This is a genomic window from Mesorhizobium sp. WSM2240 (assembly GCF_040438645.1).
Taxonomy (GTDB): domain Bacteria; phylum Pseudomonadota; class Alphaproteobacteria; order Rhizobiales; family Rhizobiaceae; genus Allomesorhizobium.
Genome location: NZ_CP159253.1, coordinates 3132709 through 3148297, shown reverse-complemented (window position 1 = coordinate 3148297; position 15589 = coordinate 3132709). Strand labels below are relative to the sequence as shown.

The 15589-nt window shown below is 60.7% G+C and carries 34 protein-coding genes; 1 reads left to right on the top strand and 33 read right to left on the bottom strand.

The window, feature by feature from the left end; all coding sequences use genetic code 11:
* Positions 1–112: 112 nt before the first annotated feature.
* From ABVK50_RS15605 to ABVK50_RS15585, 5 genes are all read right to left on the bottom strand, one after another.
* Entirely contained in the window at positions 113–454 is a 342-nt protein-coding gene (locus ABVK50_RS15605) for a hypothetical protein (protein ID WP_353645721.1), read from the bottom strand.
* 11 nt (positions 455–465) lie between these two features.
* Entirely contained in the window at positions 466–759 is a 294-nt protein-coding gene (locus tag ABVK50_RS15600; RefSeq protein WP_353645722.1) for a hypothetical protein, read from the bottom strand.
* Complete coding sequence (locus ABVK50_RS15595; protein WP_353645723.1) at positions 756–989, bottom strand: hypothetical protein; 234 nt, start codon at positions 987–989, stop codon at positions 756–758. Before ABVK50_RS15595 ends, ABVK50_RS15600 begins: the two co-directional genes overlap by 4 nt.
* 196 nt (positions 990–1185) lie before the next feature.
* Complete coding sequence (locus tag ABVK50_RS15590; protein ID WP_353645724.1) at positions 1186–1395, bottom strand: hypothetical protein; 210 nt, start codon at positions 1393–1395, stop codon at positions 1186–1188.
* Positions 1356–1565 carry a hypothetical protein gene (locus ABVK50_RS15585; RefSeq protein WP_353645725.1) on the bottom strand — a complete coding sequence of 70 codons (210 nt, stop codon included), beginning with the start codon at positions 1563–1565 and terminating at the stop codon, positions 1356–1358. The genes ABVK50_RS15590 and ABVK50_RS15585 overlap by 40 nt, the downstream gene beginning before the upstream one ends.
* A 9-nt stretch (positions 1566–1574) precedes the next feature.
* Between ABVK50_RS15585 and ABVK50_RS15580 the strand changes: the two genes are divergently transcribed.
* Positions 1575–1853, top strand: a complete 279-nt coding sequence (locus tag ABVK50_RS15580) for a hypothetical protein (protein WP_353645726.1) — start codon at positions 1575–1577, stop codon at positions 1851–1853.
* On the opposite strand, the gene ABVK50_RS15575 is transcribed toward ABVK50_RS15580, so the two are convergent.
* From ABVK50_RS15575 to ABVK50_RS15440, 28 genes are all read right to left on the bottom strand, one after another.
* A complete protein-coding gene (locus ABVK50_RS15575) occupies positions 1843–2205 on the bottom strand; it encodes a hypothetical protein (protein ID WP_353645727.1) in 363 nt (120 codons plus the stop codon). The genes ABVK50_RS15580 and ABVK50_RS15575 overlap by 11 nt on opposite strands.
* Positions 2202–2570: a hypothetical protein gene (locus tag ABVK50_RS15570; protein WP_353645728.1), complete on the bottom strand. Its 369-nt coding sequence runs from the start codon at positions 2568–2570 to the stop codon at positions 2202–2204. The genes ABVK50_RS15575 and ABVK50_RS15570 overlap by 4 nt, the downstream gene beginning before the upstream one ends.
* On the bottom strand, positions 2560–2826 hold the full coding sequence (locus ABVK50_RS15565) for a hypothetical protein (RefSeq protein ID WP_353645729.1): 267 nt from the start codon (positions 2824–2826) through the stop codon (positions 2560–2562). Before ABVK50_RS15565 ends, ABVK50_RS15570 begins: the two co-directional genes overlap by 11 nt.
* The gene (locus ABVK50_RS15560; protein ID WP_353645730.1) at positions 2823–3344 is read right to left on the bottom strand and encodes a hypothetical protein; all 522 of its coding nucleotides are present in this window, start codon (positions 3342–3344) and stop codon (positions 2823–2825) included. Before ABVK50_RS15560 ends, ABVK50_RS15565 begins: the two co-directional genes overlap by 4 nt.
* A complete protein-coding gene (locus ABVK50_RS15555) occupies positions 3344–3754 on the bottom strand; it encodes a hypothetical protein (protein ID WP_353645731.1) in 411 nt (136 codons plus the stop codon). Before ABVK50_RS15555 ends, ABVK50_RS15560 begins: the two co-directional genes overlap by 1 nt.
* Positions 3754–4098 carry a hypothetical protein gene (locus ABVK50_RS15550; protein ID WP_353645732.1) on the bottom strand — a complete coding sequence of 115 codons (345 nt, stop codon included), beginning with the start codon at positions 4096–4098 and terminating at the stop codon, positions 3754–3756. The genes ABVK50_RS15555 and ABVK50_RS15550 overlap by 1 nt, the downstream gene beginning before the upstream one ends.
* The gene (locus ABVK50_RS15545) at positions 4095–4808 is read right to left on the bottom strand and encodes a hypothetical protein (RefSeq protein WP_353645733.1); all 714 of its coding nucleotides are present in this window, start codon (positions 4806–4808) and stop codon (positions 4095–4097) included. The genes ABVK50_RS15550 and ABVK50_RS15545 overlap by 4 nt, the downstream gene beginning before the upstream one ends.
* Entirely contained in the window at positions 4805–5068 is a 264-nt protein-coding gene (locus ABVK50_RS15540) for a hypothetical protein (RefSeq protein WP_353645734.1), read from the bottom strand. Before ABVK50_RS15540 ends, ABVK50_RS15545 begins: the two co-directional genes overlap by 4 nt.
* Positions 5065–5367: a hypothetical protein gene (locus ABVK50_RS15535; RefSeq protein WP_353645735.1), complete on the bottom strand. Its 303-nt coding sequence runs from the start codon at positions 5365–5367 to the stop codon at positions 5065–5067. The genes ABVK50_RS15540 and ABVK50_RS15535 overlap by 4 nt, the downstream gene beginning before the upstream one ends.
* A gap of 131 nt (positions 5368–5498) precedes the next feature.
* Entirely contained in the window at positions 5499–5750 is a 252-nt protein-coding gene (locus tag ABVK50_RS15530; RefSeq protein WP_353645736.1) for a hypothetical protein, read from the bottom strand.
* Positions 5747–5908, bottom strand: coding sequence for a hypothetical protein (locus tag ABVK50_RS15525; RefSeq protein WP_353645737.1), 162 nt, complete (start codon positions 5906–5908; stop codon positions 5747–5749). The genes ABVK50_RS15530 and ABVK50_RS15525 overlap by 4 nt, the downstream gene beginning before the upstream one ends.
* Positions 5905–6102 carry a hypothetical protein gene (locus ABVK50_RS15520; protein WP_353645738.1) on the bottom strand — a complete coding sequence of 66 codons (198 nt, stop codon included), beginning with the start codon at positions 6100–6102 and terminating at the stop codon, positions 5905–5907. Before ABVK50_RS15520 ends, ABVK50_RS15525 begins: the two co-directional genes overlap by 4 nt.
* Positions 6096–6311 carry a hypothetical protein gene (locus ABVK50_RS15515; RefSeq protein WP_353645739.1) on the bottom strand — a complete coding sequence of 72 codons (216 nt, stop codon included), beginning with the start codon at positions 6309–6311 and terminating at the stop codon, positions 6096–6098. Before ABVK50_RS15515 ends, ABVK50_RS15520 begins: the two co-directional genes overlap by 7 nt.
* Positions 6308–6646 (bottom strand): hypothetical protein, encoded by a 339-nt coding sequence (locus tag ABVK50_RS15510; protein WP_353645740.1) that lies wholly within the window; start codon positions 6644–6646, stop codon positions 6308–6310. Before ABVK50_RS15510 ends, ABVK50_RS15515 begins: the two co-directional genes overlap by 4 nt.
* A complete protein-coding gene (locus ABVK50_RS15505; RefSeq protein WP_353645741.1) occupies positions 6643–7311 on the bottom strand; it encodes a hypothetical protein in 669 nt (222 codons plus the stop codon). Before ABVK50_RS15505 ends, ABVK50_RS15510 begins: the two co-directional genes overlap by 4 nt.
* The gene (locus ABVK50_RS15500; protein WP_353646952.1) at positions 7308–7622 is read right to left on the bottom strand and encodes a hypothetical protein; all 315 of its coding nucleotides are present in this window, start codon (positions 7620–7622) and stop codon (positions 7308–7310) included. The genes ABVK50_RS15505 and ABVK50_RS15500 overlap by 4 nt, the downstream gene beginning before the upstream one ends.
* A 19-nt stretch (positions 7623–7641) precedes the next feature.
* The gene (locus ABVK50_RS15495; RefSeq protein WP_353645743.1) at positions 7642–8169 is read right to left on the bottom strand and encodes a hypothetical protein; all 528 of its coding nucleotides are present in this window, start codon (positions 8167–8169) and stop codon (positions 7642–7644) included.
* 411 nt (positions 8170–8580) lie between these two features.
* A complete protein-coding gene (locus ABVK50_RS15490; protein WP_353645744.1) occupies positions 8581–8880 on the bottom strand; it encodes a hypothetical protein in 300 nt (99 codons plus the stop codon).
* Positions 8864–9259: a hypothetical protein gene (locus ABVK50_RS15485; protein ID WP_353645745.1), complete on the bottom strand. Its 396-nt coding sequence runs from the start codon at positions 9257–9259 to the stop codon at positions 8864–8866. Before ABVK50_RS15485 ends, ABVK50_RS15490 begins: the two co-directional genes overlap by 17 nt.
* A 7-nt stretch (positions 9260–9266) precedes the next feature.
* Positions 9267–9656, bottom strand: a complete 390-nt coding sequence (locus tag ABVK50_RS15480; RefSeq protein ID WP_353645746.1) for a hypothetical protein — start codon at positions 9654–9656, stop codon at positions 9267–9269.
* Between the two features lie 244 nt (positions 9657–9900).
* Positions 9901–10044, bottom strand: a complete 144-nt coding sequence (locus ABVK50_RS15475; protein ID WP_353645747.1) for a hypothetical protein — start codon at positions 10042–10044, stop codon at positions 9901–9903.
* Between the two features lie 175 nt (positions 10045–10219).
* Positions 10220–10489 carry a hypothetical protein gene (locus ABVK50_RS15470; RefSeq protein WP_353645748.1) on the bottom strand — a complete coding sequence of 90 codons (270 nt, stop codon included), beginning with the start codon at positions 10487–10489 and terminating at the stop codon, positions 10220–10222.
* Complete coding sequence (locus tag ABVK50_RS15465; RefSeq protein ID WP_353645749.1) at positions 10476–10670, bottom strand: hypothetical protein; 195 nt, start codon at positions 10668–10670, stop codon at positions 10476–10478. The genes ABVK50_RS15470 and ABVK50_RS15465 overlap by 14 nt, the downstream gene beginning before the upstream one ends.
* Entirely contained in the window at positions 10663–11112 is a 450-nt protein-coding gene (locus ABVK50_RS15460; protein ID WP_353645750.1) for a hypothetical protein, read from the bottom strand. The genes ABVK50_RS15465 and ABVK50_RS15460 overlap by 8 nt, the downstream gene beginning before the upstream one ends.
* 167 nt (positions 11113–11279) lie before the next feature.
* On the bottom strand, positions 11280–11873 hold the full coding sequence (locus ABVK50_RS15455) for a hypothetical protein (protein WP_353645751.1): 594 nt from the start codon (positions 11871–11873) through the stop codon (positions 11280–11282).
* 470 nt (positions 11874–12343) lie between these two features.
* A complete protein-coding gene (locus ABVK50_RS15450; protein WP_353645752.1) occupies positions 12344–12562 on the bottom strand; it encodes a hypothetical protein in 219 nt (72 codons plus the stop codon).
* Between the two features lie 78 nt (positions 12563–12640).
* Positions 12641–15079 carry a phage/plasmid primase, P4 family gene (locus ABVK50_RS15445; RefSeq protein ID WP_353645753.1) on the bottom strand — a complete coding sequence of 813 codons (2439 nt, stop codon included), beginning with the start codon at positions 15077–15079 and terminating at the stop codon, positions 12641–12643.
* Positions 15072–15545: a hypothetical protein gene (locus tag ABVK50_RS15440; RefSeq protein ID WP_353645754.1), complete on the bottom strand. Its 474-nt coding sequence runs from the start codon at positions 15543–15545 to the stop codon at positions 15072–15074. The genes ABVK50_RS15445 and ABVK50_RS15440 overlap by 8 nt, the downstream gene beginning before the upstream one ends.
* Between the last annotated feature and the right edge of the window lie 44 nt (positions 15546–15589).

Here is a 15589-nt window from a genome sequence, read left to right as displayed (position 1 = left end):
GTAATCCAGATCCTGCTGCCATGAGGGATCGTCGGAGACGTGTGGTAGGACCTCCTCGTGACCAGCGATTGTCTCATTCACGAACCCCAGTTGGATACGGATGGTCGTCGCATCAGAAAAGTTGTGGAGCGAACCGTAGTGCTGCTCGACAACGGCGAGCCAGTCCTTGAAAGGCTGGGCTGAGTTGAATGCTGTCACGGATGATCCTCCAGAGCGGGATGTCGAGGACGGTTTCGTCCCAGTTGTAGCTGTCGAGGTTGTCTCGCCGGAACTCGTCGATGTAATCGAACGGGTCCTCGCGAAACTCCTCAAACGCTGGCTTCGGCTTGTCCAACCAGGAGTTCTCGATCACCACCTCGTAGAGGTGGCGATAGAGCTCGTCCTCGGTCGCGAAGGTGAAGGACTGGGTGCCGCCGTCGTCGTCAACGGCGAGGTGGTGGATCGCGATCCTCATTTGACCACCGCTTAAAGCAGCAGACCGATGAGTATGATCAGCAGGATGCCGGGGACTTGCTCCTTTGCTATGAGGCCCCCTCTCGGATGCTTCTCGGCGTAGGGGCCGATGTCGTTGATGCTTCTCGGCCTCTGCCGGTACACGGTGTCGGGATAACCAACCGCGCCGCGCTTCATGCCAGTCGGGGCCTTGGTCGGGGCCTTGTAGGTCTGCTTCGTGAGGTACTCGGCCCTGTCCGATCCACCCGCCAGGGCGGTGCCGGTCATCGTGAGTGCCATCATTGATGCGAAAAGAATGCGTTTCATGTGAGTTTCCTTGTTCTCTGTGTGGGTTGGGAGCGAGCGTCTCGTCTCCGGTTGCATTCGGTCTGGTAGGCGCTCCAACGGCGCAGAACGTATTTCGCGGCATCGCGCCGGAGTTCGTCGCCGGGAGTGTTCAGCCAGGTCATCATGCCCAGGGCACGGACCATTGGCCGGAGGTCGTTGTCGCGGGTTCGGTTGATGCCGAGCACAGCGATCGCCCGGTCCATATCCATCACTTCCTCCTGTTGATGGCGCGAGCCTTCTTCTGGCGTTTGCGCGCGGCCTTCTTCTTAGGGTTGGCCCGCTTGGGTGTTCCCCGTGGGCCGAGACGTGGCGACCAACGGGCTGGCTCACTGGGGTCGGTGGCGTAGGAGTGCCGGTGACCCATCGAGAGAGCTGCCGCTAGTGCAGCACCTATACCGAACGGCATCATGTGATGGTCCTCTTGATCTGGTGGATGAAGCGAGTTTCCTCGCCCTCGCAGTTGTTGATCTCGAGCCGCTCCATAGCGAGCTTCAGCGCCTCATCCTTGGGCGTCATGTGTTCCCGCAGACGGCTGGATAGGGTGGCGTCGTTGTAGCCGGCCTCGTAGAGCTGGATCAGCTCTTGGACGATGTCGGTGTAGTTGGGATTTGCCATTTCAGGATGGTCTCCAGGCTGGTTGCGGCTGCGTCGAGCGCGCAGACCTCGTCGGGGGTCAGCAGATCGTCGTTCTTCGCGCTGGAGAGCAGGAAGTCGATGATCTGCCGGCAGGCGTGGGTGTTGAGGGTGTCCGCGGTGGAGCGGGCATATTGTGATGGTTCGGTCATATTGACTCCATGGATGTTCTCATTACGTTCTCACACATGAGAAAGTGGTCGAACGAGGCCGAGCTGGCCGAGCTCATCAAGGTGAAAGCGAAAAGGCGTCAGCGCGTCGTGCTGACGCCGGACACGGCATTGTTCGTGGCGCTCAAAATGGAGACGGCCTCGAAGAAGCCCACCACCGCCGAGGTGGCGATGGTGATCTGCGACAGCAAATGTGAGACGCCCTGCTACTTATGTACAGGCAAAGCAAACATCATCTGTCGGAAGTACGGGCACAGTATCAGCAACTAAAACGCAAATACCGCCCACCATCGATACAGAACCCGTGGTCCAAGAAAGGCCAACCGCGCTTCGTCAGGATGCCCTGGATGCCAATCATTCCGCCCTTCGGGTTGGTGAACTCGACGGTGTAGAAGCGATCGGCGGGCCGGTCGTCTCCATCCATCGTGTAGACCTCGCAGTCCCACGACGAGACCTCGAAGCCGGTGTCCTCCAGCGTGTGGAGAGCGTAGCGGTGGAGCCTGCTCGCCAGGCCGGGGCTGATCTGCTCATCGGTGTCGTGCAGGCTGTCCGGCAGCTTCTGTCCGACCATGTTGAAACGGGGCTCGCCACGGACCATGACGAGGGTGCGTAGCTCGGTCATGGATACACCAGCTGGTTGACGATCTCGGCCATGTACCGCTTGATGATCGCCTCCTCCTTCTCGAACAGTTCCTTGGCACGGCGCTCTTCGGCGAGGCGGCGGGCCTTCTGCTTCACGGTGTAGGTCGTGAGGCCTCGGAGCACATAGGTATTGAACCGGGCCTTCTCGGCGCCACGTCCACCTGTGGAGGAGCAGCGAATGTCATAGACGACGAACTCCACCAAGGTGCGGCTGTGGATGATGACATCGTAGCTATACCAGGTGAGGTCAGCTGGCTTGGCGGAAAGGAAGGTCGAGCGGAACTCGGGGGCACTCCACCCCCTGTTGTTGCAGGGGAGAGTGATGGGGAAAATGTTATTCGTCATCGAACGCCTCCGCTGCTTCACGGATGAAATACTGGCGGGCCGCCTCGCACATGACTTCCTCCAGGTCATCCCGGTGTTCGTCCATCCAGGCCTCACCATCGAAGTCCTCCCGGAGGTCGCCGTCGAACATGGCCTCGAACTCGCCTGCGTTGTAGCAGGCGACCGAGGAGCCTCGGTCGCGCAGCTCGTAGAGCGCCTGGGTCAGTTGCTCGTCCGTCAGGGCTGCGGCCCAGGTCTTGAGCTCTTCGTAGGTCATGTCCGCATGGCCTCCCGCACCTTCGCCATCTGGGCCTGGAAACGCTCGTTGGCACGGCGCTCGATCTCTTCCTCGACCAGGCGGTCGACTCGCTTCTCGATGCGCTCGTCGATCTTCATCGCGTCGATCTTTTCCTGGACGCGCTTCTGGATCTCGACGAGGATCGGGTCGACGGCGTTGGTGATCGCAGCTGTCTTCGCCCTAGAGACGGCCTCGTCGATCAGCTTCTTGGCTTCGTCCGAGAGCTTGGGCTTTTCGTACCAACTCCTGTCACGAGGTATGAGCGCAGCCTTCAGCGCGAACTGGACCGTGTTGGTGATGTCAACGTCGCGCTGGAACGCGGCGAGGGCCTGCTTGAACAGCTCGGGCTCGGTCTGGGCGATGATCTTCTTCGCATCCTTCTCGAACATGCGCCGGCCGATCTCGGCGAGGACGTGGTTCTTGACCTGGAGGTAGAAGTTGGGGTCGGCCTCGATCAGCGCCAGGAGGGCGGGAGCGTTGAGGGTGATGGTGGTCATCAGTAGGTTGCCTCCGTGATCTGGGCATCGCCGCCGAACTCGTCCTGGGCGAGCTTGTAGATGTCGTGCAGGTGAAGTTCGACGCGCTCGCCGGACGAGTGGATGGCGAGCGCCCAGCCGGAGACGTAGCGGACCTTCTCGGCGCCGGCCTCCATCACGACCAGGACCTCGTTCTCGACAAGGTGTTCATGGATCTTGTCGAGGATCGACATGGGCTCGTCGAGCTCCTCGAATGTTTCCGGGTGCTCCCACAGGGTCGGGAGATCGCCGTATTCATTCTCCGAGTAGAAGCCGAACCGGCCGTCCTTCTCGATGAGTTTGGCCTCGAACTGGTCGATCCAGTTTGCGAAGGCGGTGGGGTTCTTGACGTGGACGTAGTTCGATCGGCAGGTGCCATACCAGTTTGCCATTAGTAGTTCCTCGAGCTGGTGATGGTGAGCATCCACAGATCGTCCTTGATCTGCTCTGCATCGGCGGCGAAGGACCGGCATCCGCAGCAGTCCCATTCATGGGCGCAGCCGTGCCGGCTGTGGGTGTCGATCAGCGCTTCCTTGATCTTGTCGGCAGGCTGGTCGGAGGTGACGCGGACCATGTGCTTGGCCTCGGTCGGGTCGCAGGGGTCCTCGTCGTTGGTGTGGACGGTCTGGCCCTGGATCTCGAACACGTAGGTGCCGATCTCGATCCAGCTATCGAGGTGAGCGTAGGACCCGACGTAGCTGTGGGTCTCGCGCAGTTCGAGGAGGTGCTCGGTCATGCCATATCCCTCACGGCCTCGACGAAGGTGTCGATGGTGTCCCGGTCAATGTGCAGTCGGTTGAGCGTGCCGTTGGCCTCTGCCTCGTCGAGCACGTCTCGCAGGCGATGGATGACGTCCCGTTTGTGGCTCTGGCGGATCATCGTGTCGGCGATGATCGCTAGGGCCGTGTCCTGGGTGTAGCCGAGCTCCTTGTTCAGCTGGTCGGCGCGATCGGAGGCGGCGTCGTAGGTCGGGAAGACCTCGCGCTTCTGGGGCACCGAGTAACCGGCCTCACCGAGCACGGCGATGCCGATCCCGAATTGGGAGGAGCGGGTGGTGACCGCGGCGAACGCGAAGAGCTTGCCCGGGAAGCGGGCGCGGGTGTCGTCGATGGTGATGACGTGCTTCCAGTCGAAGCCGTCGTTGAGCTCCAAGCCACCCGTTGTCGAGCACTCACTAATGACGGCCTCGAACTCGGGGAGGCTGTGCTCCCGGAGGAAGTTCAGAGCCTGTTGGTGGAGCGGCAAGCCACGTTTTGCGTGGTGGTAGACGTGCGTCCACGCATCGACATCCCGGTTCGGCCCCACGAAGATCTCGTCCTCGTCCAGGGCCTGGAGCTGGAACGGCCGATCGCCGTTCTCATTCTGGGCCGAGCCGCTGGCTTCGAAGATGTCCCAGCCCTCTGAGATGGCCTGCTCGGAGTGGGTGGTGGTCCATTCGGTGGTCATGCTGCGATCCTTCTGAAGGGGGCGTCGAGCCAGGTGCCGAGCGGCCAGGACTGGCCGCTGGAGAAGCAATAGTTGCGGGTGGCGAGCTCGCTCTCACCGTGGAACTTGGCCTTGTCGTACCATTCCCGGTCAGAGCGGAATTGCGGGGCGTAGAACTGGCCGTTAGGCGCCGGCTGTTGAGCCCAGGCCGGAACGTGGTCCATCGTGAAACGGTGGACGAACTGGGCCTTGGCCTGCTCGAAAGAGAGGGGGCGGGTCATTGCAGCTCGTAGCCCAATTGCCTGGCGATGCGACGAGCCAGGTCGATCTGCTCGTCGGTGAACACACGCTGGCCGGCTTTCTCGCCGTACTGATGGACGTAGGTGAAGAAGTTGCCGTCAGCGAGCGTGTGGAGGTGGCCGGCCTCCTTGGTGATGGCGACGGGCCAGGTGTCGGCCAGGCCCACTACCTTTTCACTGGGGATGATGAGGATGTCGCCGTTCTTGACATTTGCCGAGCACTGAACGGTGTCGTATGCCTCGCCGGTGCTGTCGTAGAAGTGGACGCGGATGGTGTTCATAGGATGGTCCTTGTTGTTCTCCAGCCACCTGCGCCTCGAAGCAGGTGTCACAGCGAGCCAACATGCGTTGCCGTTAAGCCGGTGACTGGAGGGGCACAACCAAGCGGAGCATTACACCTGAAACTGAATGTCTAGGCGGCGAGCGGCTTGAAGGGCAGGCCGAGCTCGATGCTGGTCGCGATGTTGTTGAGATGTTCGGCGACCTGGCGCAGAGTGTCCGGGTCGGCCGGCAGGGTTGCATGGCCGCGACCATAGCCGTTGCGGCTGGTGATGTTCTGCAGCCACACCTCTTTCTCGAAGAGACGATGGACCGAGATCGCGGGGGCCGAGAAGTAGCCGTTGCGGCCCTCGGCCTCGACTGGGAAGGGGAAGTCGATCCTCATTTCTGAACCTCATAGGATGACGGCGCCGGCATGAGAGTGGGGCCGGGGCCGATCACGATGGCCACACCGTTGACGCCGATCTTGCTGAAGCAGGGTCGGAGGTCGGCGTGCTTGAGGGGTGGGCCGATGTCGTCGATGCCGTTGCGCCAGTTCTTCATTTGTCTGGCGACCACATGCTGATGATCGACACGATGGCGACGACTATGATGATGACACAGGCAATGGCGGCGATGACAAACGCCGAACCGGCGAGAGCTGGGATCTCGCTTGGATTGGGCATCGCGAAGATCGCGGCGAGCGCCAGCCAGATGGTGATCAGGCTGGCGAGGGTGAGGAGGATGCGCTTTACCATCCGGCCTTGACCTCCGTGACCTCGACGGAGAACTCGCGGGAGATACCGTCGTCCCTGCTGTGGATGCCGTCGATGAAGCCGGTGATGACGACCGGGATGCGCAGCTCGGGCGGGCACGGGCCGAGCTTGGGGCGGCCGGCGAAGTGTTTGACCAAGCTGGTGCGCCCTTTCTTCACGTCGAGGATGGCGAAGGTTGAGTTGATCTTCATGCCGGCACCTTCAAATTGTAGGTCTTGGCGATACTCTCGAAACGCTCACGCATGTCGGCCGGGGTGTTGGCGTAGTCATGGGCGTTCTGGAGCAGGGAGAACTCGTCACGCGACAGCTCGGTGAGCATGCGGGCTGCGTGGAAGTTGCGTGCGAGCCATATGCTGCCGTCCATTTCCGGGTGGTACTTGTCGTCCGGGATCAGGTGGCCGATCGCGCATTTGAGGTTGTTGGGGCCGCGGTAGGCGCACTGGTCCGTGTCGTCGTCGTACGACTGGCGGAAGTCCTGGGCCGCGAGGCCCAAGTAGACGGTGTTGAAGATTTCCTGGGTGATCATGTGAGGTTGTGCTCCGTGCGGTAGGCGTCGAACTCGGCCTGCATGTTGTCGGGGGTGACATTGCTGTCGTGCATCTTCTGGATGCGGTTGAACTGGTCCAGGGTCAGGCCGGGGAGCAAATCTTGGTGGGTGAAGGAGACCCAGCCCCAGACGCCGCCATCGCTGTCCCCGTCCATGTCGGGGTCGTAGAGCTCGGGGTCGATCATGTGGCCGACAGCACAGCGGCGGCCATTGTTCGGATCGAGGTACATGCACTGGCCGCTCCACTTCTTGGACTGCTGCCACTCCTGGCCGGCGAGGCCGTTGTAGGCCCGGTCGAACCAGTATTTGTGGATGAGGCGGTTGATCTCGGCGAGCGCCTCGTCCTTGGTGATCTGGTGCATCGACTTGTCCATGGCCGCCCACTGGCCGCCGAAGAGGCGATAGCCCTCCTCCTTGGTCAGGCCGAGCCATTTCTCGGCGGCATCCCACGGGTGGAGCTTGGGGTCCATTTCGGTGATGAAGTGGATCACCGCGAGGCCAGCGATGCAGGCAACGGTCCCGCAGTCGGTTATGTCGCCGACCTTGTCGCCGTCTCGCTCGGGCAGGACGTTGACCATGTTGAAGGTGGTGTTGGTGTCGGCAAGCATGGCGTCACGCAGACGGACGAGGTTCTTGATGTTCACGGGCATGTTCTCCAGAATTTGCGGAGGTCGTCGTAGTCGAGGACGAGCCAACCTTCCGTGGGTTGCGGGCCGATGTAGATGTGGAAGCCCGGTGAATATTGGACCGGGGTTCGATTGCCTGATGGGTGATCGGTGGCCTGATGGATGTAGAAGCGCGTCCGGGGGGTGACGCAGACCTGATCACGCGCCATGTCGGCGAAGAGGGTGCAGGCCGAGTAGCAAGAGCCGTCGATGGTGATCTGGACGTTGTGCTCCACGGCCTGGGCGGCGGCGGTCTGGTATTCGTGGACCAGGCCACCACCGTCGAACATGATCAGGACCGAGAAGCCCTTAGCTATAGCAGACTGGATCAGTGAGGATAGGAGTGCCATTGCTGTCCTGCATGATGTTGGGGCCACAGATGTCGAGCGTGGTCCATTGCGTGAGGAGGGCTTCGATCGCGCGGCCGAACCTGCGGACGTTCGGTGTACCGTGAACCCAGCCACGGTTGAGCTTGCTGGCGGTCGCGGTGATGGACCGCTTGGTGTTCCGCCCGGTGAATTTCTGGTAGCGGCGCATCACGCAGCAGAAGTGGTCGCCGTCCTCCATGATCGCGTAGATCTTGGGGAAGAACTTGCTGCGGATCTCGCCGCGGATGATCGCCTTGGCGAAGTCGGGGAATGCATCGCGCAGGTGTCTGCAGCGGTTCACACGCGAGCGGCGCGAGCCGATCTTGACGACGACGTCCGGGGCGTCCGGGTGATAGAAGGCGCGGGAGAATGCGCCCTGGCCCAGCTGCTTGTACCCGAGTGAGCGGAGCTTGGCGGGGTTGATAGTCATGTGCCGGTAGGCGTGATTGATCTGGGCTCGGATGTGCATGCTTGGTTGCTCCTGGAAATGAAAAAGGACGTCCCGGGGCAACGGGACGTCCTTCTGGCTTTCTGGGTGAGGTAAGGTAGTTTGCTGCACCTCTCGCGGCAGCGGGGTCGGTCCACATTCTCGCTGCAGACAACACGCACGATTAAGGTCGGTGAAGACCCCCGTCAGGGATAGATATTATGGTTCAACACACGTCGTACTGGCGGCTCGTGGCCCGTACTCACACGTCTGGCTGACCAATTGTTTCAAGAGATTTGAAGGTGCGCCGGCAGGCCGGATGGCAAACAGATGGGGGCGCTATGTCAGATGCCCTGCTGGGCCGATTTTAGTTCGTGACGTAGGCAAGCGGGTGGTTCAGGCGAGTTTCATAATAGGCCTCCTGTCGGATGGCTGCTCACGTCGATGAGCAGTCTAGGGTCCAGCTGGTGCGCCCGAAGCGCTCGGCCCAACTGGCGGATTGGTGTAGACCTCCTCCGCGAGGTCGATCATCTGGCACGCTGTCGTGAGCGGCGACACGTCCTCGCGGTAGGTCATGATCTCGGTCAGGGCGTGGTGCGCCCGGGCGGCGAAGTTCATCAGCTCGACCAGCTCGTGGGCGAGCTTGTTGTTTGCTGCGGAGCATATCCAGCAGCCGTTGGCGTCCTTGATCCCATCCATGGTGACGTGGAAGGGGGCGGTCCAGAAGCGGATAAATTCAGGTAGCTTGGACACGGCGCAGGATCTCCTCTTTGACCCGTGGGTCGGGGTTGTCGAAGAACTCGATCAGGGTGGGGTCCTCGGTCAGGGCCTGGACCTCCTCCTCGATCTCGTCGAGTTGGGCTTGTGAGAAGCCTGACGAGGTGACGCGGGGGTCCTCCCAGGTGGGGAGGGGAGCGTCGTCGTATTTGTGGTTCTGCTCCACGATGACCCGCTGATGGTCGATCTTGATGCAGCGCGGGTCTTCGCGTGGACAGTCGAGACGCACCTGGATGCGGTCGGTCTCGATGCCCAGTAGATGGCGCACTGGATTACCCACGCCCTTGAGATAGGGCTTGCCCTGCTTCATTTGTCCGGTCCAGATGTGGCAGTCACCGTGTTTGGTGAGCGCCATGATACGCTCACGGAGCGGCTTCTTTCGGGGCGCCATCGCGTGGATCTCCTTTGAACAGGACGAGGCGGGTGATCTCGATCGTTTCCAGATGCAGTTGCCTTGGACGCGACAGGTTCTCATATAGGTGGTCGATCAGGCGCAGGCGACCGTCGATGCCAGTGAGTGTGCGGGCCCAGATCATCTGGAGATTGAAATCGATCAGGAGCGGGTTCACGTCCGGGAGACGGAGGTGGGCCGGGATGCTGATCATGCGAGTGCCGTCGTGGGCTGACCAATCGTGGATCACCTTGAGCGGGGAGCTCGACCAGCCAGTTACGGACTGGCGGTGCTTGCGGGTCTCTAATGAACGCCGGGTGTAGTCCCGGTAGGCCTCAAAGACCTGGTCGAGTTTGGACATAATCAATATCTCGTGGTTGGGCCGGTTGGGGTCGCTAGGTGATGGGGGGACCAAAAGGGGAAATCGCATTATGCCCTTTGGTTTTAACTCTCACTCTAGGAAGAGAAAAATTCCCGCGACACCGATTAGGTTTTTGGTATTACTCCCCCTATTATTTTCCTACGCATTGGGGAAGGAGAAGAAAAAAGAAACCTTATAAAAAGGACGAAATAAGCCAACGATACCAAAGGCTTATTTCGAAATCTTAATGTAAGGCTTCCAGAACCCTGCCGGTAATGGGCCGAGTCTGCTGCTTTTCGAGGTACCTTATGGCCTCGATCGCCGCCTTCTCGATGGCTTCCTCCCGCTGTTCGGCCTTGGCCGAGCGATAGTATGGATGGTTCAGCATCCGACTGCTCCTGTGATCACGAAGCCGATGAGGAACGCCACACCGGCCGAGATTGAAATTTGAAGCCAGGTCGGCACCGTTGGTGCCGTGACTGGCGTGAACTCGTAGACCTTGCGACCATCTGTATTGGTCACTACAAAACCACGCATCCGAAAACCTCAAGCTTGGTTGATGTTCAGTAGTTCCTCCACGGCGACAGCCCCCGGTAAAACTCGGGGCCGTAATTGTTGACGTGGTCCATCGCATTCACGCGCTTCAGCTGCTCCAGCGCGCCCAGCTCACCTCTGTTCTCGACGAGCTCGACCAGTGACCACCAGCCGAACGAGGCGTGGAGCTTCTGCATCGCGAAATTGACCACGCTCGCGGGCAGCATCTGTCTAATGGCCAGTTCCTGATCCAGCGTCGGGGCCTGGACCCGCTGCGCGCCGGGGCTATTGTGCTTCAACGCGAGCGTTCCTTATGTCGTAGCGGCCACGACCATTCGGATACGTGCGCCCGCGCCCGCTCCTGTCGAGGTAGCGCACCTTGAACTTGGCCAGGCGCCCAAGCGCCTCCTGCATCGACATGCCAGCCATGCAGTACGGGATGCGCTTCGCCTTGGATGTGTCGTAGAAGACGTTAAACATCGAGCTCTCCTTCAAACTTGACGATCAGATCGGCGAACTCGCAGCCTTGCGAGCGGGCGAGTTTTTCGGCTTCGATTTCACAGTGCGAGGCATTGCCCCGCACCCGCGCCAGCTCCTGCCCCGTGTCGCGGTCAAAGATGACAAAGACCGTCTGGACACCACGCTGATCCTGCGGCCGGTACAGGCGCATTGGATTGCGTTTGGGCTGGAGCTGGCGCTGGCCACCCGATACGCGCACCTCGGCCATGACGGGCCGTGTAGGGACGCGCTCGGGGAACGACATCTTGTTCCACCGCCCTGTCGGGCAGCGTTTTCCGGTGATCTTGGCACCCACCGGCGAGCCGGGGTTGCCGCCGATGCCCTCGTCGTGGACGAGGACGGTGGCGCGGGCAAACTGCCGGCCCTGGGGCTTTTGGGTCAGGTCGGCGAGGATCTTGCTCATTTGAGCACCCTTCGATTTGGACGCACCTCTCCCGTGGCGGGCCAAACCGCACGGCGGGCGATTTTGGATTTGTTCAGCTCGCGCTAAAGGAAGAGCCTCGCGCGTCAGACGGACGCGCAGGCGCGAGCGAGGAGGCCCACCCCCCGGAGGGGGTGGGGTAGGGAGGATCAGGCGGCCTTGGACTGCTTCTCGGTGGCTGCGCGGGCGGCTTCGATCATTTCCGCCACCCATGCACCATGCTCGACCAGCTGGTCGAAGGTCAGCTGCGCGCAGGCATTGCGCAGGTTGGCCATGATGTCAGCCCCCGGCACTTCGGCCGGCTTGCCGTCCGCGTCGGTCTCGCCTTCGGCCTTGCCTTCCGGCACTTCCGGTTCGGCCGCCTCTTCAGGCTCCGGCGCAGGCACCGCCTCGGCGCTGGCGTACTTGCACAACTCCTCGTAATCCTTCATCGTCGTCACGCCGAGCGCCGTGCGATGCGCATCCAAGCATTGGACCGCGAAGGTCACCGCCTCATCCAGCCCCAATTCCGCGACCGTCTTGCGGTGCGCATCGTGGAAGCCTTCGGCGAAGGCCTTGTCGGCGATACGCCATGCGTTGCGGAAAGTGGACGTCGGCTTGTCCTTGCCGAAGATTTTCGTTTCAAGCGCGGACTTCGAGCCCTTGCCGCTTGAGCGGTTCATTGCGAGCCAGCAGAGCGCCACATAGTAAGCACCACCAACCTTGTTTTCCAAATCGCGGATGCGACCGGCAACGCCGTTCAAAGTGTAACCCTTGGTTTCCATCTCGTTTACTCCGATTTGCTCAATTGAGCAGGTTGTGTTTCAGTCACAGCTCCGCCTTCGACCCAGGGAGCGTGGGTTGCTCAATTGAGCAGGATTTGCGTTGGACACACCTCTCCCATCGCGCGCCTGGGGGGCTCGCGGGGGGCGCGCTATGCGCGCTATGTGCCTTGCTCTTGTCTCCTTTCTCTTTTGTTTCATTCCCTATAAACACAATAGCAGGTCTAGCAGGTTGGGAAACAGAAGGAGGGGACACTTTTTCTAGTATAATCAAGGGGTTGTGGCGGGAATGGTGCCGCACATACTGCAAAAAATTTTTGGAGAATTGCACTAATATTACTCCCAAAAGAAAAGGGCGCTCCGAAGAGCGCCCTGTACTTGCCGTCTTCTGACCCTATGGCTAACCTGAGTCAGAACCAGCGGTCAAACGCGTTACTCTAGGAAAAGAGGATTTAGTGCAGTGTCCCCTTCTCCTGCTCCAACTGCGCCAGGACGGGGGCGGTTTGCGCCAGCATCCACTGGATGTTCTCGACCGCCTCTGCGGCCGGCATGAAGTCGACCAGGAACTGGCCCAGGGCGAACAACAGAGCGGCCGCAACTGCCTCCGGCTCGGCCCCCTCATCCATGACGTTGTCGATCTCGTCGTCGACAGTATCGACAAAGTCACTCATATCGGTCTCACAAGTCATCTTCGCTCTCATATTTGATCCACTTTTCATATTCCCACCACTCATCAGCATCGACGGTGATTAGTTCTTCATCCCCACAACTGTGACGTAGTTGTATACGATGTCGTAGCCCCCGCTCCGGGTCTCTTTCAGCTGCTCGAACTTGAAGCTTCCCGCCAGCTCTTTCATCAATGCGTGGAATTTCGTCCGCGCAACACGCTGAACACCCCCCGCCATGGTGCAGAAACTCCAGTATTCGTCGAAGAGGGGATCCCCCATAGTGCGGATCTGGGAAATGCCCTCGTGCTCGCGCTTCCCCACGCGAAGACGAGGGCTCTGGGACAAAAAATAGCGCACCGAATTGTTCGCGTTCGCCATCTCGTCGATCATCGCCAGGTGGGACGACGGGATCGTGTAGTCCTTGTTGGCCTTCAACCGCTCCAGGGACTGCATCGCCCAGGCCACGATCTGCTCACGCTCGGCGGCAAGCACGATCTGGTCGATGTCGATGACCTTCTTCTCGTCCGGCACCCGCCGCGGGAACTCCAGGAACAGCCACCTTCTATTAAATCCATCGCTCGTATCCTTGGTCTTCGGCGTGTGGTTCGAGGCGAACCACTGCGCAGCGCGCGGATAGAACTTGAAGATCGGCTGGTTTTTGTGCTGCGCCTCGATCTCCTCGCCACAAATGACCTTCTTGAAGATATCACCGGCAATGTCGCGCTTCTCCGAGACTTCACCGGCGAAGTTGACCAGCTTGTCGGCCATCTGGGCCGGCATGAACTTGTCACCCCAGTCGGTCGGCGGCACCGCAGAGTGGCAACCTTCCGGCATCAGACCCTTGAGGATCTCCAGAATGCGGGACTTGCCCGAGTGCGCCTGGCCAATCATGCAAAAAGCGCGCTGATACCGCGGTGCGAGGCCCATCAGGGTCGCCGCGAGGGCTTCCTGCAGTGCCATGACCTTGTCGCCGTAATCGGCGTCCTCACCCCAGCTGTCGTCCAGCATCTGGATGAAAAGCGGGCAGCGCGAGTCTTCCTGGAAGCGATACGGCAGCACATAGGTGCAGCCGAACTCCGGCGAGTGCTTCCGCAGCTCCATATTCTCCGTCAGGAAGCCGTTGGCGAAGTTCACGCCATTCAGGGAGACCGTGCGAAGCGGTTCGGCGAGCAGGCCGGCCATCAGCTTGATGATCTGCGAGATGTCCGAGAAGCGACGGCACACCGGCAGCGTCCCATAATCCTCGGAAATACGCTTCACGAAGTCGTTCGTGTCGATCGTTTCCCAGGCCGCGCCCTTCCACTGCCAGAACTGGCCAGCATTGTGGCGAAGCTTGCCGTACTGCTCCAGGTCCTTGATGACCGCGCGAGCGACCTCCGAGTGGTCGGTGCCGGTAATCTCGCCGGCCCGCAGCTTGGCGAGCTCCTTGCGGAGGGTGACGACCGTGTAGGAGCCCTTCGACTGCGACACGATGAACTTCAGGATGCGCTCCTCGTCCAGCGACGAGAGCTCGATGTTGCGCGCGATGCGATCGAGGGCGACCTCGACCGTGTGCGTCCAGCCAGCAGTGTCCGGCGAGACGTGGCGCTCGAACTCCTTCACGAGGAAGTCCACAATCCGGCCGGCGTCCCAGCGCTCGTTCTCGTCGGTGATCGTGAGACCCAGCTTCTGCTTGTCATCCTCGGTCAGGCCGTCATCCCAACCCATCGGCAGGGCCTTACGCTTGTCGCCGGTGACGTCACGCATCAGGAAGTCGACGACCTTGAGCTGGGCCTTCTCGATCGAGACCTCATCGCCGGCCACCTTCTCGGTGTAGCCCTCAACCCAGGCCTTCATCTCGCCCATGGCCTCGACCAGGCTGCGCTCGGCGCGCGTCACGGCCCTGGCCAGCAGGCCAGCGTGGTAGACGAGGGCGTTATCGCGCGCCCCAGCGGGCACAAAAGACGTGATTTTGGTGTTTCCGGTCGACGAAAGGTCGATCCCTTCGGCCTTCAGGGCCTCACGAAGCAGCGTTTCGACGCCCTTCGGAAGGGCCGGAAGCGAGCCCATGACCTCCGAAAGATGGCAATTTGCGGCGTATGCCTTGCCTGTATCGGGGTGGATCGAGGGTGGAAGCACGATCTGGGTGCCCTTCGAGAGGCATTCCAGGAGCATTTCGCCGTTCGCGTCCTTGATACGGAAGGTGCGCTCGCCCTCGAAGCGGTAGGCGTAAACCGCACCCTTGCGGCCAACACGCTTCCACGGCGAGCTCGGCAGGACGGACTCGACGACGCGCAGGACACGCGGGTCTTCACTGTCGACATCGATCGCGACGATGCCCGAGGCGGCGCCCATGGGCATACCTATGTTGCCCTCGGCCTTCTGGGTCAGCCATTCGCGCTGCTCGCGCTCGGTGGGCATGCGGTCGGCGAAAACCTGCCACGCATCGATCCACGGACGCTTGAACCCGACGCGGAGGGGGATGGCGGGCTTGCCGAGAGCCCAGAATTTCGGGGCTTCTGTTGCGAAAATCTTAGTCATTCTTGACACTCCTAAGTCCTGCCAAGCGCTTCTTCAGTTCTTGGACTTGATCTTTATTGCAGACATCCTCCAAGAAGCTAAGTATTCGGCCTTGGAACTCTGCCGCTTCTTTCATCGTCCAGACCTTTTCTCTGGCGGCGACGAGTTTTTCTACAAGACCAGCGCGGGCCTTGGCGACCTGAAGCTTCTCGCTGTGCTCGGCGGTCCCGAGGCTGGCAACGAGGGTTTTCAGGTCGGACAGAACGGTCACGATCTCCTGCTCGACGTAATCAAGCCGGTCTGCCTCGCCGTCGAACTCGACGGGAGCGGGAGCAACACCAAATCCGGTCAGCTCCTTCAGGAAATCTTTCAACTCGGTGGAGTAGGGGGCGTTGTCCAGGTACACCGCGTTCGCCCGCATGTGCTGTAGGACAACCCTCAATTGAAGCACAGTGGCCTCGGTCAGGTTGGGGTAGAAAGACGACATCAAAATCTCCAGTGTGGAGTTTCAATGTGGTGATTGGCCTGCCA

What these genes read in the sequence shown, in the direction of transcription:
- ABVK50_RS15605 (WP_353645721.1), bottom strand. Translation starts at nt 454, where the DNA reads ATGAGGATCGCGATCCACCACCTCGCCGTTGACGACGACGGCGGCACC.
- ABVK50_RS15600 (WP_353645722.1), bottom strand. Translation starts at nt 759, where the DNA reads ATGAAACGCATTCTTTTCGCATCAATGATGGCACTCACGATGACCGGC.
- ABVK50_RS15595 (WP_353645723.1), bottom strand. Translation starts at nt 989, where the DNA reads ATGGATATGGACCGGGCGATCGCTGTGCTCGGCATCAACCGAACCCGC.
- ABVK50_RS15590 (WP_353645724.1), bottom strand. Translation starts at nt 1,395, where the DNA reads ATGGCAAATCCCAACTACACCGACATCGTCCAAGAGCTGATCCAGCTC.
- ABVK50_RS15585 (WP_353645725.1), bottom strand. Translation starts at nt 1,565, where the DNA reads ATGACCGAACCATCACAATATGCCCGCTCCACCGCGGACACCCTCAAC.
- ABVK50_RS15580 (WP_353645726.1), top strand. Translation starts at nt 1,575, where the DNA reads ATGGATGTTCTCATTACGTTCTCACACATGAGAAAGTGGTCGAACGAG.
- ABVK50_RS15575 (WP_353645727.1), bottom strand. Translation starts at nt 2,205, where the DNA reads ATGACCGAGCTACGCACCCTCGTCATGGTCCGTGGCGAGCCCCGTTTC.
- ABVK50_RS15570 (WP_353645728.1), bottom strand. Translation starts at nt 2,570, where the DNA reads ATGACGAATAACATTTTCCCCATCACTCTCCCCTGCAACAACAGGGGG.
- ABVK50_RS15565 (WP_353645729.1), bottom strand. Translation starts at nt 2,826, where the DNA reads ATGACCTACGAAGAGCTCAAGACCTGGGCCGCAGCCCTGACGGACGAG.
- ABVK50_RS15560 (WP_353645730.1), bottom strand. Translation starts at nt 3,344, where the DNA reads ATGACCACCATCACCCTCAACGCTCCCGCCCTCCTGGCGCTGATCGAG.
- ABVK50_RS15555 (WP_353645731.1), bottom strand. Translation starts at nt 3,754, where the DNA reads ATGGCAAACTGGTATGGCACCTGCCGATCGAACTACGTCCACGTCAAG.
- ABVK50_RS15550 (WP_353645732.1), bottom strand. Translation starts at nt 4,098, where the DNA reads ATGACCGAGCACCTCCTCGAACTGCGCGAGACCCACAGCTACGTCGGG.
- ABVK50_RS15545 (WP_353645733.1), bottom strand. Translation starts at nt 4,808, where the DNA reads ATGACCACCGAATGGACCACCACCCACTCCGAGCAGGCCATCTCAGAG.
- ABVK50_RS15540 (WP_353645734.1), bottom strand. Translation starts at nt 5,068, where the DNA reads ATGACCCGCCCCCTCTCTTTCGAGCAGGCCAAGGCCCAGTTCGTCCAC.
- ABVK50_RS15535 (WP_353645735.1), bottom strand. Translation starts at nt 5,367, where the DNA reads ATGAACACCATCCGCGTCCACTTCTACGACAGCACCGGCGAGGCATAC.
- ABVK50_RS15530 (WP_353645736.1), bottom strand. Translation starts at nt 5,750, where the DNA reads ATGAGGATCGACTTCCCCTTCCCAGTCGAGGCCGAGGGCCGCAACGGC.
- ABVK50_RS15525 (WP_353645737.1), bottom strand. Translation starts at nt 5,908, where the DNA reads ATGAAGAACTGGCGCAACGGCATCGACGACATCGGCCCACCCCTCAAG.
- ABVK50_RS15520 (WP_353645738.1), bottom strand. Translation starts at nt 6,102, where the DNA reads ATGGTAAAGCGCATCCTCCTCACCCTCGCCAGCCTGATCACCATCTGG.
- ABVK50_RS15515 (WP_353645739.1), bottom strand. Translation starts at nt 6,311, where the DNA reads ATGAAGATCAACTCAACCTTCGCCATCCTCGACGTGAAGAAAGGGCGC.
- ABVK50_RS15510 (WP_353645740.1), bottom strand. Translation starts at nt 6,646, where the DNA reads ATGATCACCCAGGAAATCTTCAACACCGTCTACTTGGGCCTCGCGGCC.
- ABVK50_RS15500 (WP_353646952.1), bottom strand. Translation starts at nt 7,622, where the DNA reads ATGTTCGACGGTGGTGGCCTGGTCCACGAATACCAGACCGCCGCCGCC.
- ABVK50_RS15495 (WP_353645743.1), bottom strand. Translation starts at nt 8,169, where the DNA reads ATGCACATCCGAGCCCAGATCAATCACGCCTACCGGCACATGACTATC.
- ABVK50_RS15485 (WP_353645745.1), bottom strand. Translation starts at nt 9,259, where the DNA reads ATGGCGCTCACCAAACACGGTGACTGCCACATCTGGACCGGACAAATG.
- ABVK50_RS15480 (WP_353645746.1), bottom strand. Translation starts at nt 9,656, where the DNA reads ATGTCCAAACTCGACCAGGTCTTTGAGGCCTACCGGGACTACACCCGG.
- ABVK50_RS15475 (WP_353645747.1), bottom strand. Translation starts at nt 10,044, where the DNA reads ATGCTGAACCATCCATACTATCGCTCGGCCAAGGCCGAACAGCGGGAG.
- ABVK50_RS15465 (WP_353645749.1), bottom strand. Translation starts at nt 10,670, where the DNA reads ATGTTTAACGTCTTCTACGACACATCCAAGGCGAAGCGCATCCCGTAC.
- ABVK50_RS15460 (WP_353645750.1), bottom strand. Translation starts at nt 11,112, where the DNA reads ATGAGCAAGATCCTCGCCGACCTGACCCAAAAGCCCCAGGGCCGGCAG.
- ABVK50_RS15450 (WP_353645752.1), bottom strand. Translation starts at nt 12,562, where the DNA reads ATGAGTGACTTTGTCGATACTGTCGACGACGAGATCGACAACGTCATG.
- ABVK50_RS15445 (WP_353645753.1), bottom strand. Translation starts at nt 15,079, where the DNA reads ATGACTAAGATTTTCGCAACAGAAGCCCCGAAATTCTGGGCTCTCGGC.
- ABVK50_RS15440 (WP_353645754.1), bottom strand. Translation starts at nt 15,545, where the DNA reads ATGTCGTCTTTCTACCCCAACCTGACCGAGGCCACTGTGCTTCAATTG.